General features: G+C 67.3%; 14 protein-coding genes. 8 read left to right on the top strand and 6 right to left on the bottom strand.

Translation table 11 applies throughout. The features are described 5' to 3' along the window. Together JOF57_RS06800 and JOF57_RS06795 are read right to left on the bottom strand one after the other, a co-directional pair. On the bottom strand, nt 1-1,737 hold the full coding sequence (locus JOF57_RS06800; protein WP_209915131.1) for an SDR family oxidoreductase: 1,737 nt from the start codon (nt 1,735-1,737) through the stop codon (nt 1-3). Between the two features lie 67 nt (nt 1,738-1,804). Then, nucleotides 1,805-2,158 (bottom strand): oxidoreductase, encoded by a 354-nt coding sequence (locus JOF57_RS06795; protein WP_209915128.1) that lies wholly within the window; start codon nt 2,156-2,158, stop codon nt 1,805-1,807. 215 nt (nt 2,159-2,373) lie between these two features. On the opposite strand from JOF57_RS06795, the gene sucB reads away from it, so the two are divergent. The 5 genes from sucB (at nt 2,374) to JOF57_RS06770 (ending at nt 7,562) form a co-directional block, all read left to right on the top strand. Continuing rightward, complete coding sequence (gene sucB, locus JOF57_RS06790; protein WP_209915125.1) at nt 2,374-4,125, top strand: 2-oxoglutarate dehydrogenase, E2 component, dihydrolipoamide succinyltransferase; 1,752 nt, start codon at nt 2,374-2,376, stop codon at nt 4,123-4,125. Nucleotides 4,126-4,150: 25 nt separating this feature from the next. Beyond that, the gene (locus JOF57_RS06785; protein ID WP_209915122.1) at nt 4,151-5,059 is read left to right on the top strand and encodes a TIGR01777 family oxidoreductase; all 909 of its coding nucleotides are present in this window, start codon (nt 4,151-4,153) and stop codon (nt 5,057-5,059) included. A 122-nt stretch (nt 5,060-5,181) separates the two neighbouring features. Continuing rightward, nucleotides 5,182-5,856 carry a lipoyl(octanoyl) transferase LipB gene (gene lipB / locus JOF57_RS06780; protein ID WP_209915119.1) on the top strand — a complete coding sequence of 225 codons (675 nt, stop codon included), beginning with the start codon at nt 5,182-5,184 and terminating at the stop codon, nt 5,854-5,856. 4 nt (nt 5,857-5,860) lie between these two features. Further along, nucleotides 5,861-6,805, top strand: coding sequence for a lipoyl synthase (lipA, locus tag JOF57_RS06775; RefSeq protein ID WP_209915116.1), 945 nt, complete (start codon nt 5,861-5,863; stop codon nt 6,803-6,805). A gap of 4 nt (nt 6,806-6,809) precedes the next feature. Further along, nucleotides 6,810-7,562 (top strand): DUF4191 domain-containing protein, encoded by a 753-nt coding sequence (locus tag JOF57_RS06770; protein ID WP_209915114.1) that lies wholly within the window; start codon nt 6,810-6,812, stop codon nt 7,560-7,562. A gap of 12 nt (nt 7,563-7,574) precedes the next feature. Here the strand turns inward: JOF57_RS06770 and JOF57_RS06765 are convergent, their stop codons facing one another. Then, a complete protein-coding gene (locus JOF57_RS06765) occupies nt 7,575-8,060 on the bottom strand; it encodes an RDD family protein (protein WP_209915111.1) in 486 nt (161 codons plus the stop codon). Between the two features lie 156 nt (nt 8,061-8,216). On the opposite strand from JOF57_RS06765, the gene glnA reads away from it, so the two are divergent. The 3 genes from glnA (at nt 8,217) to JOF57_RS06750 (ending at nt 10,623) form a co-directional block, all read left to right on the top strand. Beyond that, nucleotides 8,217-9,653: a type I glutamate--ammonia ligase gene (gene glnA, locus JOF57_RS06760; protein ID WP_209915108.1), complete on the top strand. Its 1,437-nt coding sequence runs from the start codon at nt 8,217-8,219 to the stop codon at nt 9,651-9,653. A gap of 92 nt (nt 9,654-9,745) precedes the next feature. Further along, complete coding sequence (gene dtd / locus JOF57_RS06755; RefSeq protein ID WP_209915105.1) at nt 9,746-10,177, top strand: D-aminoacyl-tRNA deacylase; 432 nt, start codon at nt 9,746-9,748, stop codon at nt 10,175-10,177. Between the two features lie 32 nt (nt 10,178-10,209). Beyond that, complete coding sequence (locus JOF57_RS06750; protein WP_209915102.1) at nt 10,210-10,623, top strand: DoxX family protein; 414 nt, start codon at nt 10,210-10,212, stop codon at nt 10,621-10,623. On the opposite strand, the gene JOF57_RS06745 is transcribed toward JOF57_RS06750, so the two are convergent. The 3 genes from JOF57_RS06745 to JOF57_RS06735 form a co-directional block, all read right to left on the bottom strand. After that, a complete protein-coding gene (locus JOF57_RS06745) occupies nt 10,620-11,477 on the bottom strand; it encodes a TIGR03619 family F420-dependent LLM class oxidoreductase (RefSeq protein ID WP_209915099.1) in 858 nt (285 codons plus the stop codon). The two genes, JOF57_RS06750 and JOF57_RS06745, sit on opposite strands and share 4 nt — an antisense overlap. Continuing rightward, a complete protein-coding gene (locus JOF57_RS06740) occupies nt 11,474-12,103 on the bottom strand; it encodes a PaaI family thioesterase (protein ID WP_209915096.1) in 630 nt (209 codons plus the stop codon). The genes JOF57_RS06745 and JOF57_RS06740 overlap by 4 nt, the downstream gene beginning before the upstream one ends. A gap of 92 nt (nt 12,104-12,195) precedes the next feature. After that, a complete protein-coding gene (locus tag JOF57_RS06735) occupies nt 12,196-15,195 on the bottom strand; it encodes a bifunctional [glutamine synthetase] adenylyltransferase/[glutamine synthetase]-adenylyl-L-tyrosine phosphorylase (RefSeq protein WP_209915094.1) in 3,000 nt (999 codons plus the stop codon). Nucleotide 15,196 lies beyond the last annotated feature (1 nt).

The raw sequence follows: 15,196 nt of genomic DNA, 5'->3' as shown, positions 1-15,196 counted from the left end.
TTAGAGCGATCCCGAACGCGCGACCCGGCGCAGCGCCGAGGGCACCAGCCGTGCCACCCCGTATGCCGCATAGGCCTCCGGGGTGACGGGGCGGATCGCCTTGTCCTTTCGGACGGCCGCGACGATGGCCTTGGCCACCTTGTCCGGGCCGTAGCGCCGCGCGGCGAACGCCTTCTTGGTCTGGGCCCGCAACTGCTCGACCTGGCCCTGTTTCTCGGCGGGCACGTCAAAGCGGGTGGTGTCGATGATGTTGGTGTCGATCATGCCCGGGCAGATCGTGGTCAAACCGACTCCCGCCGAGTTCAATTCGGCACGCAGGCAATCGGAGAACATGAACACCGCAGCCTTGCTGGTGGAATAGGCGTTCATCGATGCCGACGGCGAATAGGCGGCCATCGAGGCCACGTTGACGATGTGGCCGCCGGTGCCGCGGTCGACGAGGCGGCGGGCAAATGACCTGCAGCAGTTGACGACTCCGCCGAAGTTCACATCCAGCACCCGGTCGTACTGCTCGGCCGGGGTGTCCAGGAACTTGCCGCCGTGGCCGATTCCGGCGTTGTTGACGACCACGTCGGGTACTCCGTGCGTGCTGCAGACCTGTTCGACGAAGTGCTCCACCGCCTCGGCATCCGATACGTCGAGGCCGTAGGCATGTGCCACCCCACCGCGCGCCGCGATCTCGCCGGCGGTGTCCTTGGCCGAAGCCTCGTCGATGTCGCTGACCACGAGTTCGGCACCTTGCGCGGCGAAGGCCAGCGCTGTGGCACGGCCGATCCCGCTGCCCGCGCCCGTCACCGAGACCAGGGTGTCGCCGAAGGATTCGCGTGACCGGCCGACCTGGGCACGCCGCAGCGCCCGGGATGCCGGGGCGCCCTCGATGTGATCGATCAGCTCGCCCGTCGCGTTCGCGATGGCGCGCCAGTGCGAGAACGGGGCCCAGTGGCCGGCGTTGAGGTCGCGGCGCCACAGCAGGGGCACCCACTTGGACGACTCGTCATAGCCGTGCCCGCGCACCACGGGATCGTGGTCGTTGCAGATCAACTGCACGGGCACCGTCACATGGTGGTCGTTCCGCAGCGTCGTGAACGATCGAATCGCGTTGGCGCGGTAGATCTTCAGACCATTCGCCGCATCAGTGTCGAGCGTCTCGGACTGAAATTTGGGGCCGGCGGTGTCGATGGCCTGCAGTCGACGCGCCGCACCACGCCGCATCAACGCCGGCGCGACAACAGGGACCGAGAACGGAATCCAGTAGCTGAACCGCGAGGCCAGGTTCACCGCCTTGGCGAACCGGATCGGCCGGTACGGGCGGGCCAGGCGGCCACGTACGAATGACCCGTAGTGATCGGTGCTCGGCCCCGATACCGACGTGAACGATGCCACCCGCTCGGAGGCCTCGGGACGGCTCAGGTACTCCCAGACCCCGACCGACCCCCAGTCGTGGGCCAACACGTGCACGGGGCGTCCGGGGCTCACGGCGTCGATCACCGCGGACAGATCATCGGCGAAGCGGTCCATCCGGTAGGCCTTGACGGGCTTCGGCACATCCGAGGCCCCTGCCCCGCGGTTGTCGTACCGCACGATGTGGAAGCGGTCTCCGAGCTCGCCGGTGACGCCGTTCCACAACACATGCGAATCCGGCCATCCATGGGCCATCACGAGCGTGGGGCGCTGCCGATCCCCCTGTTCGTACACCGCGATGCGGGTTCCGTCCGGGCTGTCGACGAAGCGCTGCATGGTCCACCCTCCACGAGGTATCTGTGACGAACAGTATCCAATACCCGAGGTATCGGTTTCCTCGACTCTAGCGGTCGTCGAGCTCCCGGTACACGGCGCGCTGCCGTTCGATGCGGCGACGCGCATCGAAGTCCCGCATCCGTTGCGGATACCCCACTTTCTGCACGTCATACACGGGGACCTGGAGGCGGTCGCTGAGCCGACGCGCGCCCATCTCGCCGCCCGTGCGGCGCCGTGTCCATTCCCCGTCGGCAGCAACGAGCACAACAGTCACCTCGGTGACCGTGGTGCGGGGCTCGACGAATGCCTCCACCCCGACATGTTCAGCCACCCAGCGTTGCAGATACTGCAGGTCCCCAGCCTGGTCGCTGCCGGATCCGCGCGCCGACCGGCCTCGGCGAAACGTATCGAACAGGCCCAACGGACGGATCTCCTCAGTTCTGGGGAAGTTCGACGAACCGCCCTGCAAACCCTCATCCGATAGTGCCAGAGGATCAGCAACCCTGAGTGAGTGCGAATGGTGCTGCAGTGACAGGATGGGTCCGACAATCCACCTAGGTGCCGCACCCGGTGCACCTAGCTGTGGTAAGCCAGAGTTCGAGTCGTCACAAGTGACCGTCCGAGGAGTCAATACACATGGCCATCTCCGTCCAGATGCCCGCGCTAGGTGAGAGTGTCACCGAGGGCACCGTCACCCGCTGGCTTAAACAGGAGGGCGACACCGTCGAACTCGACGAGCCGCTGCTGGAGGTGTCCACAGACAAGGTCGACACCGAGATCCCGTCGCCCGTCGCGGGTGTGTTGACGAAGATCGTCGCCCAGGAGGACGACACCGTCGAGATCGGCGGCGAGCTTGCGGTCATCGGCGAAGCCGGCGACGCACCCGCGGCAGCCCCGCCTGCACCTGCGCAGGCCGCTCCCGAACCCGAGCCTGAGCCCGCCCCGGCGGCGCCGGCCCCCGAGCCTGTCGCTGCAGCCGCACCGGCGCCCGCCCCCGCGCCCGCCCCCGCGGCGGCACCCGCCGCATCCGGCCCGGCCACCAGCATCGTGATGCCCGAACTGGGCGAGTCGGTCACCGAAGGCACCGTCACCCGTTGGCTCAAGAAGGTCGGCGATTCGGTCGGCGTCGACGAGCCTTTGGTCGAGGTATCCACCGACAAGGTCGACACCGAGATCCCGTCCCCGGTGGCCGGCACCCTGCTGTCGATCACCGCTGAGGAGGACGACGTCGTCGCCGTCGGCGGAGAGCTGGCCAAGATCGGCGACGCAGCCGCAGCGCCGGCCGCCGCCCCGGCCCCGGCTCCTGCCGCACCCGCACCCGCACCGGCAGCCCCGGCTCCGGCACCCAAGCCCGAGCCGACACCGACACCGGCGGCTCCCCCGGCCCCCGCCGCACCGGCAGCCCCCGCCGCACCGGCAGCTGCGGCCCCCGCAGCCGGTGACAGCTCGCCGTATGTCACCCCGTTGGTACGAAAGTTGGCCGCGGAGAACGGTGTTGACCTGGCGGCTGTGAAGGGCACCGGCGTCGGTGGCCGCATCCGCAAGCAGGATGTGCTCGCAGCGGCCGAGGCGAGAAAGGCACCGCAGGCTCCTGCTGCCGCACCGGCAGCTCCTGCCGCGGCCGCACCCGCTGCCTCGTCGGCGCCGGCTCCGGCCCTGGCCCACCTGCGCGGAACCACGCAGAAGGCCAACCGGATTCGCCAGATCACCGCGAAGAAGACGCGCGAATCGTTGCAGGCGACTGCGCAGTTGACCCAGACCCACGAGGTCGACATGACCAAGATCGTGGCGTTGCGGGCCCAGGCGAAGGCCGACTTCGCCGAGCGCGAGGGGGTCAATCTCACCTACCTGCCGTTCATCGCCCGCGCCGTCATCGACGCGTTGAAGGTTCACCCGAACATCAACGCGAGCTACAACGAGGACACCAAGGAGATCACCTACTACGACGCCGAGCACCTCGGCTTCGCGGTCGACACCGACCAGGGTCTGCTCTCCCCGGTGATCCACAACGCCGGCGACCTGTCGCTGGGCGGGCTGGCGCGTGCCATTTCCGACATCGCGGCCCGGGCCCGGTCGGGCAACCTCAAGCCCGACGAGTTGTCCGGCGGCACGTTCACCATCACGAACATCGGCAGCCAGGGCGCGCTCTTCGACACCCCGATCCTGGTGCCGCCGCAGGCGGCGATGCTGGGCACCGGGGCGATCGTCAAGCGTCCGCGGGTGATCTCCGATGCCTACGGCAACGAGTCGATCGGTGTGCGCTCGGTGTGCTACCTGCCGCTGACCTACGACCACCGGCTGATCGACGGCGCCGACGCCGGCCGGTTCGTGACTACCATCAAGCGCAGGCTCGAAGAAGGTGCTTTCGAAGCCGACCTCGGGCTGTAACAGCTGTTAGGAGGGGCTCCCCACTGTGGCGGATGCCGTCATCGCGATAGCGGGATCATCCGGTCTGATCGGTTCGGCGCTGGTCTCAACGCTGCGCGCCGCCGATCACCGGGTGCTCCGGATCGTTCGCAGGGCACCATCGAACGGCGACGAGCTGTTCTGGAACCCCGACACCGGGGAGTTCGACGCTTCGGCGTTGCACGGCGTGGACGCAGTGGTGAACCTCTGCGGCGTCGGCGTCGGCGAGAAACGTTGGTCGGGCGCCTTCAAGCAGAGCCTGCGCGACAGCCGGATCGAGCCCACCGAGGTACTCGCCGGTGCAGTAGCCGATGCCGGGGTGCCGGTGCTGATCAACGCGAGCGCCGTGGGTTACTACGGCGACACCCGGGACCGGGTGACCGACGAGTCCGCACCCGAAGGAAGCGGATTTCTGGCCGGGCTGTGCGCCGACTGGGAGGCGGCCACCGCGCCGGCCGTCGCCGCCGGGTCGCGGGTGGTGCTGCTGCGCACCGGACTTGTCATGTCCCCGGCGGGCGGCATGGTGAACCGGCTCAAACCGCTGTTCTCACTGGGCCTGGGCGCCCGTTTGGGCAACGGGCGGCAGTACATCCCGTGGATCAGCCTGGAGGACGAGGTCCGCGCGGTGCTGTTCGCGATGGCGACCGACGGCTTGTCGGGCCCGGTCAACCTCACCGGGCCGGCCCCGGTGACCAACGCCGAGTTCACCGCGGCACTGGGCCGAGCCCTCAACCGGCCGACGCCGGTGATGGTTCCCGGTTTCGCGTTGCGCACCCTGCTCGGCGAGATCGCCGACGAAGGACTGCTGGTGGGCCAGCGCGCCATTCCCGCCGCGCTGGAGCGCGCCGGTTTCAACTTTCACCACAACACCGTCGGCGAGGCGTTGGCCTACGCCACCGCGACCAAAGACCTGTGACAACGGTGTCCACGCAGCTGGCTGGGGTCCCCGCACAGCTGGCTGGGGTCCCCGCACAGCTGGCTGGGGTCCCCGCGCAGCTGGCTGGGGTCCCCGCGGAGCTGGGGCGTACGGTCGGGGCTGTGACATCCATCCGCTCGGCCGCGGCTCCCGTCGATGTGCGGCACCTGGGCAGGATCGATTACGAAGCCGCCTGGGCGCTGCAGCGCGAGATCGCCGACGCCCGGGTCGCCGGTGGTCCCGACACCCTGCTGCTGCTGCAACACCCCGCTGTCTACACCGCGGGTAAGCGCACCGAGCCGCACGAGCGCCCGGTGGACGGCACGCCCGTCGTCGACACGGACCGCGGCGGCAAGATCACCTGGCACGGTCCCGGACAGCTGGTCGGCTACCCCATCATCGGGCTGACCGAGCCGCTCGATGTGGTGAATTTCGTTCGGCGCCTTGAGGAAGCACTCATCGGTGTGTGCGCGGATCTCGGTCTGCAGACCTGCCGCGTCGAGGGACGCTCGGGTGTGTGGGTTCCGGGCGATGGGCTCCGGCCGGCCCGCAAGGTCGGGGCGATCGGCGTCCGGGTGTCTCGGGCGACGACGTTGCACGGGTTCGCGCTGAACTGTGACTGTGACCTGTCGGCGTTCTCGTCGATCGTGCCGTGCGGGATCGACGACGCCGGTGTGACATCGCTGACCGCCGAACTCGGCCGCCACATCACCGTCGAGGATGTGACCGACCGCGTCGCCGCCGCGGTGTGCGATGCGCTGGACGGACGACTGGAAGTAGCTCTGAACGTAGGATGAACCTGTGACTGTGGTGCCTGAAGGTCGGAAGCTGCTGCGTCTGGAAGTGCGCAACGCGCAGACGCCCATCGAACGCAAACCACCGTGGATCAAGACCCGCGCCAAGATGGGTCCGGAGTACACCGAGCTCAAGGGGTTGGTGCGCCGCGAGGGCCTGCACACGGTGTGCGAGGAGGCGGGCTGCCCCAACATCTTCGAATGCTGGGAGGACCGGGAAGCCACGTTCCTGATCGGCGGCGAGCAGTGCACGCGCCGGTGTGACTTCTGCCAGATCGACACCGGCAAGCCGACCGAGTTGGACCGTGACGAGCCGCGCCGCGTCGCCGAAAGCGTGCAGGCGATGGGCCTGCGCTACTCCACCGTGACCGGGGTGGCCCGCGACGACCTGCCCGACGGCGGGGCCTGGTTGTACGCCGAGACCGTGCGCTACATCAAGCGGCTCAACCCGAACACCGGCGTGGAATTGCTGGCGCCGGACTTCAACGGCGACCCCGACCAGCTGGCAGAAGTTTTCGAATCGCGCCCAGAAGTGTTCGCGCACAACGTCGAAACGGTGCCGCGCATCTTCAAGCGCATCCGTCCGGCGTTCCGTTACGACCGCAGCCTGGCGGTGATCACCGCCGCCCGCGACGTCGGCCTGGTCACCAAATCGAACCTGATCCTCGGAATGGGCGAGACCATCGACGAGGTGCAGACCGCGCTGCGCGACCTGCACGACTCGGGCTGCGACATCGTCACCATCACCCAATACCTGCGGCCGTCACCGCGTCACCACCCGGTCGAACGCTGGGTGCACCCCGACGAGTTCGTCGAGTTGTCGAGCTATGCCGAGGGCCTGGGATTCGCCGGCGTGCTGGCCGGACCACTGGTGCGGTCGTCCTACCGTGCGGGCCGGCTCTATGCCCAGGCCGCGCGGGTTCGGTTCGCGGATCAACCCCCCGTATCCTGAACCAATGGCGAAAACCCGCACTGCCGCAGAGACCAAAGCGGCAAAGGCCGAGGCGAAGGCTGCCCGCAAGGTGGCCTCCAAACAGCGGCGCAGTCAGCTGTGGCAGGCATTCCAGATCCAGCGCAAAGAGGACAAGCGTCTCCTGCCGTACATGATCGGCGCGTTCGTGCTGATCGTCGGCGCCTCGGTGGTCGCCGGCCTGCTCATCGGCGGGTTCACGATGTACACGATGATCCCCCTCGGCGTCGTGCTGGGCGCGCTGGTCGCGTTCATCATCTTCGGCCGCCGGGCCCAGAAGTCGGTGTACACGAAGGCCGAGGGCCAGACGGGCGCCGCGGCCTGGGCGCTGGACAACATGCGCGGCAAATGGCGCGTCACCCCCGGCGTCGCGGCGACCGGTCATTTCGACGCCGTGCACCGGGTGATCGGCCGGCCCGGTGTGATCTTCGTCGGTGAAGGTGCGGCCAATCGGGTCAAGCCGCTGCTGGCGCAGGAGAAGAAGCGCACCGCACGTCTGGTCGGCGATATCCCGATCTACGACATCGTCGTCGGCAACGGCGAGGGTGAGGTGCCGCTGTCCAAGCTGGAGCGCCACCTGAACAAGTTGCCGGCGAACATCACGGTCAAGCAGATGGACTCGATCGAGTCCCGGTTGACCGCACTGGGCACCAAGGCCGGCGCGGCCGGATTGCCGAAGGGCCCGATGCCTGCCGGCGCGAAGATGCGCGGCATGCAGCGCACCGCCCGCCGCAAGTAACGCGATCTGCTCCTAGCGACGCACCATCGCGGTGAACGTCAGCCGGTCGTGCAGGCCGCGCAGATCCGTGTCGGACACGAGCGGCGGGATCACCAGCGCGATCAACACCACCCGCAGAAACGCCCGGACGATGCCGATTCCGTCGCGTCCGTCGGCCGGCACCACGACCAGACCTACCGCGAGCTGCCCCGGGGTGAACGAGAACAGCCGCACGGCGATCGTTCCTATCACCATCCAGATCACCAGCACCGCCGTAGACAGCATCGGCAGCGAAATCAGGCCCAAGGCCATCGCCAGGCCCGCCAGCCCGTAGGCCACCAGCCAATCGATACAGAGCGCACCCACCCGCCGGCCCATGCGGGCAAGCGAGCCGGGGCCGGATTCGGGCAAGCCGAGGCGCTCACCGGGGTATTTGCCCCGGCCATCCTCGGTGTCCTCGCCGTCACCGGCGTCGAACGGTCCCGGTCCGGACAGCCAAGTTCCCATCGTGCGCGCCATAGGGTCAGAATAGGCTGGTCCGGTTGAGTGCCGGTGAGTAGCTCATGTCACACGGAGCGGCCATCGCGTAACTTGCGCGCAACATATGGTTGACGACTGCGCAACATCGTGTCCTTAGCGTCAACCCGCGGGTTACCAGTAAAGGAGAACACTGAAGTGGCAGAAAAGACGTCCGACGACATCTTCAAGCTGATCAAGGACGAGAACGTCGAGTACGTCGACATTCGCTTCTGCGATCTGCCCGGAGTCGTCCAGCACTTCTCGATCCCGGCGTCCGCGTTCGACGCGAGCGTCTTCGAGGACGGTCTCGCGTTCGACGGCTCGTCGGTCCGCGGTTTCCAGTCGATCCACGAATCCGACATGATGCTGCTGCCGGACCCTGATACCGCGCGCATCGACCCGTTCCGCGCCGCCAAGACGCTGAACCTGAACTTCTTCGTGCACGACCCGTTCACCCGTGAGGCGTACTCACGCGACCCGCGCAACGTGGCCCGCAAGGCGGAGAACTACCTGGCCAGCACCGGTATCGCAGATACCTGCTTCTTCGGTGCCGAGGCCGAGTTCTACATCTTCGACTCGGTGAGCTTCGACTCCAAGATGAACGGCACCTTCTACGAGGTGGATTCCGAGTCCGCGTGGTGGAACACCGGCGAGCCCTTCGAAGCCGACGGCGGCCCCAACCTCGGTTACAAGGTCCGCCCCAAGGGCGGCTACTTCCCCGTGGCGCCCTACGACCACTACGTCGACCTGCGCGACGAGATGTCGACCAACCTGACCAACGCCGGGTTCATCCTGGAGCGCGGTCACCACGAGGTGGGCACCGCCGGTCAGGCCGAGATCAACTACAAGTTCAACACGCTGCTGCACGCGGCCGACGATGTGCAGCTGTTCAAGTACATCATCAAGAACACCGCCTGGCAGAACGGCAAGACCGTCACCTTCATGCCCAAGCCGCTGTTCGGTGACAACGGTTCGGGCATGCACGCCCACCAGTCGCTGTGGAAGGACGGCAAGCCGCTGTTCCACGACGAGTCGGGCTACGCCGGCCTGTCGGACCTGGCCCGCCACTACATCGGCGGCATCCTGCACCACGCGCCGTCGCTGCTGGCGTTCACCAACCCGACGGTGAACTCCTACAAGCGCCTGGTGCCGGGCTACGAGGCCCCGATCAACCTGGTGTACAGCCAGCGCAACCGCTCGGCCTGTGTCCGTATCCCGATCACCGGCAACAACCCGAAGGCCAAGCGCCTCGAGTTCCGCTGCCCCGACAGCTCGGGTAACCCGTACCTGGCGTTCGCGGCGATGCTGATGGCCGGCATCGACGGCATCAAGAAGAAGATCGAGCCGCTGGCCCCGGTCGACAAGGACCTCTACGAGCTGCCGCCGGACGAGGCCGCCAACATCCCGCAGGCCCCGACCTCGCTGGCCGCGGTGATCGACCGCCTCGAAGAGGATCACGAGTACCTCACCGAGGGTGGCGTGTTCACCGAGGACCTGATCGAGACCTGGATCTCCTACAAGCGCGAGAACGAGATCCTGCCGATCCAGATCCGGCCTCACCCCTACGAGTTCAGCCTGTACTACGACGTGTAAGTCCTAGCGCGAGCAGACACAAATGTCCCCCAGAACTCCGGTTTTGGGGGACATTTGCGTCTGCTCGCAGCGCTCCCCCGCACAATGGACCCATGCGTGTTCTGGTGCAGCGGGTGAGCGCTGCGAGCGTGTCGGTGGACGGACAGATCGTCGGAGCCATCGATCCGCAACCGCAGGGGCTGCTCGCCCTGGTCGGCGTCACCCACGACGACGACGCGGCCAAGGCCCGACGGATGGCTGAAAAGCTCTGGCAGTTACGAATTCTCGATGACGAGAAATCAGCATCCGATGTTGGCGCCCCCATCTTGGTGATCAGTCAATTCACGCTGTATGCCAATACCGACAAGGGCAGGCGCCCGTCCTGGAATGCGGCGGCGCCCGGGCCGGTGGCCGAACCGCTGGTGGCCGAGTTCGCCGGCACGCTCAGGCAGTTGGGCGCGGTGGTGGAAACGGGGGTTTTCGGTGCGGATATGCAGGTGGAACTGGTCAATGACGGACCGGTAACGGTGGTGCTGGAGCTGTGAATTTCCTGACTGTCTGAGCGTATTGTCAGCCCATGACGACCAATCTGGACACCCGGCTCGGCTCGCTTTCGCCCGCCGTCATCAGCTTGTTCCGTGTCGTGCTCGGCTTCATGTTCGCCATTCATGGGGCCTCGAAACTCTTTGCCTGGCCCGTCGATTCGGGAACCGGCGCCATGCCGGTCGGTAGCTGGCCGTACTGGTACGCCGGCGTCATCGAGTTGGTGTTGGGCCTGCTGATCATGGTGGGGCTGTTCACCAGGATCGCGGCGTTCATTGCCTCGGGTCAGATGGCGTTCGCATACTTCACCGAGCATCAGTCCAAAGGCCTGTTGCCGATCGAGAACGGTGGCGAACCCGCCGTCTTGTTCTGCTTCGGTTTCCTGCTGCTCGCCGTCATCGGTGGCGGCGCTTATGCATTGGATGCGGCGCGCGGTAAGCGCACCTAGTCCAGCGCGAGATCTTGGCGGAACCGCTTCATTCCGTCGATCTTCTCGGCCAGGGTGGCGCCGGGGCCGCTGTAGAACATCCACGGCATGGTGACGATGCCCTGGATACCGCCGGCCTCCGCGCGCGCATAGTGCTCGGGGGTGAAGGCATCGGTGAGCGGTGTGATGACGGTGAAATCGTCCATCGTCAAACCCTTTTCGGCGCGCAGGTCACGCAGCCGGTCGACGCGCTGCAAGGCGGCCTCGGTGGAGATCAGATCGCCGATCCAGCCGTCGTGTCGCGCCGCACGGCGCAGGGCGATATCGGACAGCCCGCCGACGTAGATCGGGATCCGCGGCGGTGTGGGCTCCATCTCCAGGCGCGGCGTGGAGTAGAACTCGCCGGAAAACTCCGTCCAGCCGGGCTCCCACAGCTTCTTCATCAGCTCGAGCATCTCGTCGGTGCGCTTCCCGCGGCGCGCGAACTGCTGGCCCAGCAGGTCGAATTCCTCCTCGCACCAGCCGACCCCGATACCCAGTTCCAGCCGGCCGCCGGCCAGATAGGCCGCGGTGCCAATGGCTTTCGCCGCCGAATATGGGTCACGCATCGCGGGCAGGTAGACCGTGGTGACGAACTTGAGCCGAGTGGTGACCAGCGCCAGGGCCCCGATCATCACCCACGGATCCGGCCAGTCGGTGAATGCCTCCCAGCGCCGTTTGCCGTCCTTGGTGTAGGGATACGGCGTGGCCAGTGTCTCCAGGTTCACCACGTGATCTGGGATGCCCATCCCGTCGTAGCCGAGATCGTCAGCGGCCTTGGCCACTTCGACGGCCTCCCGGGTGTCCATGAAGGCCATGCTCACGTAGAACTTCATCCGGCATCCCGGGCCCATGCCGGGGTGATGAAGACGCCTTCTGCCTCGACGGTGATCCCGTCACCATCGCTGATGTGGCCCCTCGCAAAGGTTTTGACACCTTCGGTCCGGTCGATGTACGCCTCGGCGCGCAGCGGCCCCAGCGGCGTGCCTCGGCGGTACCGGCATGTGATGGTGCCGGTGTACCGCGGCTCGTTCAGTCCCCCGCTGGCCACCTCGCCGAGAATGTGGTCGAGCACCAGCGCACAGATCCCGCCGTGCACCCACCCCAGCGGACCCTCGTAGGCGGCGCCCAACATGAATTCACTCCAGCAGCTGCCGTCCTCGGCATGTTCGATCACCAACGGCGGGGCCATCGCATTGCGCAGGCCGACGACCGGATTCGCCCACACCACCGGACGGTTCGTCTCGGCGTGCAACATCGCGTGCGGGCCGTCGCGCTGTTCGCGGCGCAGCGATGCGGTAACAGCCTCGACAGCCGCGGTCGCCTCGACGATGGTCTGCGAGTCCACTTCGGTACGCACTCCGGCATCCACGAGTTCGCGCATGGCACGGGCGAACGGCTCATAGAGCGCTTCGAGTCGATCGTGCTCGGCCGCGGTGATGACGTCGAACGTGTGCTTCATCCGGACTCCCAGTGACTTTGTTATATGCCCTTATTAACATCACCCACTGCGACGTCGTGCACGCGGGGCGGCTCAACCCCTACTCGCTACCCCTATTCGCCGCCGAAAATCTTGCGGACCACGCCCTTCGCCCGCCGCGTCACCCGCAGGTAGTTGTCCAGGAACTCCCCGCCGTCGTCGCTGCCCCACCCGGCCGCCAGGGCAACCGCGTTGAGCTGACGGCCCGGACCGGGCAGCTGATCGGTGGGCTTGCCGCGCACCAGTACCAGGGCATTGCGCGCTCGCGTGGCCGTCAGCCAGGCATCCCGCAACAACTCGACATCGCTCTCGGCAACCAACTCGGCCGCGCCGATTGCGTCGAGGGTCTGCAACGTCGAAGTGTTGTGCAGCGCAGGCAAGTTGTGTGCATGACGCAGCTGAAGCAGCTGCACGGTCCACTCGATGTCGGCCAGTCCGCCACGGCCCAGCTTGGTGTGTGTGTTTGGGTCGGCACCGCGGGGCAGCCGTTCGGCGTCCACGCGCGCCTTGATCCGGCGGATCTCCTGAACAGTCTCGGCCGATACCCCGCCCGAGGGGTATCGGGTCTTGTCGACCATGAGCAGGAAGCGCTCACCGAGCTCCAGATCTCCGGCCACCCGGTGCGCCCGCAACAGCGCCTGGATCTCCCACGGTTGCGCCCACTGTTCGTAGTAGGCCGCATACGACGCCAGCGTCCGCACCAGCGGCCCGCTACGGCCCTCCGGCCGCAGCCCGGTGTCGACCTCCAACGGCGGGTCCGCGCTCGGTGTCCCCAGCAGTGCCCTGACCTGTTCGGCGATGCTCACCGACCAGCGCACGGCCGTCGAATCCTCGACGCCGGTGTTCGGTTCGTACACGAACATGACGTCGGCGTCGGAGCCGTATCCCAACTCGCCGCCGCCGAGCCGGCCCATGCCGATCACCGCGATGCGGGCCGGCGCACCGGATTCGGTTGTGTTGGCCCGGATCACCGCGTCGAGCGCGGCCTGCAGCACGGCGACCCATACCGAGGTCAGCGCCTTGCACACGTCGATCACGTCCAGCAGGCCCAGCACGTCCGCGGAGGCGATGCGGGCCAGTTCCCCACGGCGCAGCGTGCGGGCGGCAGCGATGGCGCGTACCGGGTCCCGGTGTCGGCCGGCCGAGGCCACCAGCGCGCGGGCCAGGCTTTCGGGATCGCTGTCGAGCAGCTTCGGGCCGTTGGGGCCGTCGGCGTAGAGCAGGATCACCTCGGGGGCGCGGATCAGCAGTTCGGGAATATAGGCCGAGGTGCCCAGTATCCGCATCAGCCGCTTGGCCACCGCCCCCTCGTCGCGCAGGGTCGACAGGTACCAGCGCTGTTCGGCCAGTTCCTCGCTGATCCGGCGGTAGGCCAGCAGGCCGGAGTCCGGGTCGGGGGTGTCCGACAGCCAGTCCAGCAGGGTCGGCAGCAGCACCTGCTGCACGGTGCCGCGCCGTCCGGTCTGACCGGTGAGCGCGGCCAGGTGAGTCAGCGCGCTCTGCGGTCCCTCGTAACCCAGTGCGGCAAGCTGTCGTTCGGCCGCCTGGGTGCTCATGCCTGCGCCGATGCCCAGTGCCGGCTGGCCCACCGATTCCAACAGCGGTTGGTAGAAGAGCTTGGCGTGCAATCGCGACACCCTCATGCTCTGCCGCTTGAGCTCGTCGCGCAGTACGCCGGCCGCATCGTGGCGGCCGTCGGGGCGCACGTGCGCGGCCCGGGCCAGCCAGCGGTACGCCTCGTCGTCGCTTTCGTCAGGCAGCATGTGGGTGCGTTTGAGCCGCTGCAGTTGCAGGCGGTGCTCGAGGAGCCGCAGGAATTCGTAGGAGGCGGTCAGGTTGGCGGTGTCGTCGCGACCGATGTAGCCGCCATCGCCGAGGGCCGCCAACGCATCGACGGTGGATGCCACATGAAGCGATTCGTCATTGCGTCCGTGCACCAATTGCAGGAGCTGGACGGCGAATTCGACGTCACGCAGGCCTCCGGTACCCAGCTTGAGCTCGCGGGCCCGCACTCCGGCCGGGACGAGTTCCTCGACGCGGCGGCGCATGGCCTGCACCTCGGGAACGAAATCGTCACGCTCGCAGGCGGTCCACACCATGGGCATCATTGCCTCGAGGTAGGCCTTTCCGAGTTCGGCGTCACCCGCGGCCGGACGCGCCTTGAGCAGCGCCTGGAATTCCCACGTTTTCGCCCAGCGCTCGTAGTACGCGACGTGGGATTCCAGCGTCCGGACCAGCTGGCCGCGTTTGCCTTCCGGACGCAATGCGGCGTCGACCTCGAAGAACGCCTCGCCGGCGAACTGCATCATCTCGCCGGCCACCCGGGTCACGGTGGCCAGGTTGTCATCACCTTCCCCTTCGGGGACGGCCTCCCCCACGAAGATGACGTCGACGTCGCTGACGTAATTCAGCTCGCGCGCACCGCATTTGCCCATCGCGACGACCGCCAGCCGGGGCTCCACCCCGTCTTCGCACACGACGCGGGTGGCTATCGTCAGCGCTGCGGCCAGTGCAGCGTCGGCCAGATCGGACAGGTGGGCGGCGACCTCGACGAAGGGCAGCACCGGCTCGTTCTCGACGGTCGAGGCCACGTCGAGGGCGGCCAGGACCAGCAACCTGTCACGGTAGAGATCCCGCAGTGCGGGCACGGCACTGCTTGCGCCCTTGTCGATCTCGGCAGTGTGTGCGGCTGCGGTGAAGACGCTGCGCAGCTCGTCGGCACCGGGGAGCCCGACCGCGCCGGTGAGCAACCGCCACGATTGCGGATGGGCGATGAGGTGATCACCCAAGGCCACAGAGGATCCCAGTACACCGAACAGCCGGCCCCGGAGTGCCTTGTCGGTCAACAGCTGACGGTTGAGTTCCTCGATGCCGGTCCCGAGCGCATCAGCCAGCCGGACCATGGCCAGCAGCGCGATGTCGGCGTCAGGTGCGCGCGACAACGACCACAACAACTCGACGTGTGCCTCGGTGTTCCAGCCGAGCTGTTCCAGTTCGGCCGCCGCCTGCGGATGCACCAGCCCGAGCCGACCGACGCTGGGCAGTTTCGGGCGGTCGGTCGCAGGCTTGGCCATC

The sequence above is a fragment of the Mycolicibacterium lutetiense genome, from assembly GCF_017876775.1.
Classification (GTDB): Bacteria; Actinomycetota; Actinomycetes; order Mycobacteriales; family Mycobacteriaceae; genus Mycobacterium; species Mycobacterium lutetiense.
This window is presented reverse-complemented; position numbering and strand designations above follow the sequence as displayed.